This is a genomic window from Falsigemmobacter intermedius, assembly GCF_004054105.1.
Taxonomy (GTDB): Bacteria; Pseudomonadota; Alphaproteobacteria; order Rhodobacterales; family Rhodobacteraceae; genus Wagnerdoeblera; species Wagnerdoeblera intermedia.
In genome coordinates, this window is the sequence record NZ_SBLC01000065.1 from 1 (window position 1) to 2140 (window position 2140).

The window sequence follows — 2140 nt, forward strand, 5'->3', positions numbered from 1 at the left end:
CGGCTCCCAAGGCTCTAAAGGCCAGCAAGGTAGCGGCCAAACCGGTGGCAGTTCACAGCCTCTGGAAGAAACCGGTGCCACGCAGGAGATAGGGGACATTTTCAGGGCACTAGCTGATAAGGGTGCGAGCAAAGACAGCGCTGTCATAGCTCTGCCTCATATTGGCGCGACTGATAAGGCTCCTGCCAATCCAATGCTGCGGGATGCTGTGCTTCTCCATGCACGCAGAGCTAAAGCGATGACACAAAGTCTGGTCGCAGCACTGTCACCGATGCTCTGTGGCGACATGGAGTATTCTGCCAATTCAAAGTCAGGAAATCGGATCAACCAAAGCCGCATAACTCGGGCTATCACTGATCGAGATCCAGCTTTGTTCAGGAAAATCCACATCGAAGAAGATCAGTCTGTTGCTGTGCAGATCCTGATCGACACTTCGGGATCAACATCCGGGGCTGTTCTGGATGCTGAGATTGTATCCGCTTTGGGTATCGCCTCGGCTCTCGAACATTTTCAGGATGTTGAGACGGCCATAAGCCATTTTCCTGGGAGTGCCTGGGCCGGAAGAATGGTCCACGCTCCCTTCATTAAGGCTTTTGGGCAGCCGGTTACTTCCTGCTATGCAAAGTGGCCGACTGCTACGGGCGGTACACCCCTTGCAGATGCGTATGTATCTGCATGGTTCAACTTCCTACACTCAGAAAAACAAAGGAAAATCCTTATCATTCTGACTGACGGAATGCCTGATAACGCCCAGGCTGCCGCTAAAGAAAAAGCCAAACTCACAAGGCTTGGCGTCGAAGTCTACGGTGTCATCATTTCAAAACAGCCCTATCCGGCTGGAATGTTTGATGACTCTGAACAGATTTCGTCACCTAATGCCCTGCCCCGCAGCCTCTCGGCATTGGTGCGCAGAAACCTCTGAACTCAAAGAGCCCCAAGTGGGCTCTTTTTTTTGTCGTTTTTACGGCTTCACAGTTAAATTTTCCTCGGCTATTTCTCTATTGTTCCCCTCTCAATGACAGTGATGCCTCATGAAAGCTCTCTCCCTTACCGCGATCATCTTGGCATCTTCAGCCGGCTTCGCGTCAGCTGAAGGATTCTGGAAGGTTCCGGGGGGATTAGACGCCTCTGTCCAGGCAGCGGCGGCCCTTTACGCTGCAGAGCCGAACTTTGACCCGCATAAACCCGTCTCGCTGAGTGGCCGCGCTCCAGAGCTTGCCGCTCTTTATGATGGCATGGACGAAAGGCTTGCGCCTATGCGGATTTACACGTTTTCCGAAAAGCCTGAAGAAGCTCACGATATAACCAAGATCCCCACAACTTTTCTTCCGGGTTCACCAGAAGACATGATCGTCAGCCTTATTCGCCGATTTGAGGCAGGACGCGCCGGATATGACTCTGTTTGGAACGGGAATAAGCACCCGCTGCCCAAAAAGCCTACTGAGATGACGGTGTGTGAAGTCCGCGACTGGCAGCTGGCTGCCCGCCGTATCCAGAAATCAACTGCTATCGGTATGTATCAGATCGTCGGGGGCACATACCGACGGGTAACGGAGCAGATGAACCTTCCATGTGACACTCTCTTTGATGCCAAAACACAGGACAGGATCGGCCTTGCCCTTCTCTACGGCCGCGGATGGGCCGAGTTTAAGGCTGGCACGATGAAGCTCGAAGACTTTGCGTATGAGCTGGCAGGCGAATGGGCCGCCTTCCCTGCCCCGTATGGGGAGCATAAAGGCTTCAGCCGGCACAGAGGTATCGCGGGAAACCGACACCTTATCGAACTGCCAGAGTATTTGGCCTACCTTTCCGAAATCAGAGACCTGATTAAGTCCGGTGATGCGGTATCGTCGGAAGAGCAGCTGGATCTGGTTGACCCGGAGGCGGATAACCTTGAACAGATCCCGCTTGCCTCCATGAGCGGTGATATGCCCCCTGCCCCATCTGAGGCTGGATCAATGCCAGCAGCTTATGAGGTGGTCGATCGTCCGAACCAAGGGTGCGCTGTCGCAGAAGACGGCGAAGCTCATGGTCTTCAAGCTCGTTCAGGCTGCCGCCAAGACATGGCGCCGCCTGAAGGGCGCGAACCAGTTGCCTTTGCTCATCGAAGGCGTCACATTCACCGACGGCGTAGCCACCA

The 2140-nt window shown here is 54.1% G+C and carries 1 protein-coding gene and 1 pseudogene; both read left to right on the plus strand.

Annotated elements, in window-relative coordinates; translation table 11 throughout:
• Positions 1–922 (plus strand): vWA domain-containing protein (locus tag EP867_RS19945; RefSeq protein ID WP_164888945.1); only part of this gene is annotated, 922 nt, incomplete at its 5' end.
• A gap of 1049 nt (positions 923–1971) precedes the next feature.
• Positions 1972–2140 (plus strand): annotated as a pseudogene (locus EP867_RS18250) (IS256 family transposase); the annotation flags it as partial.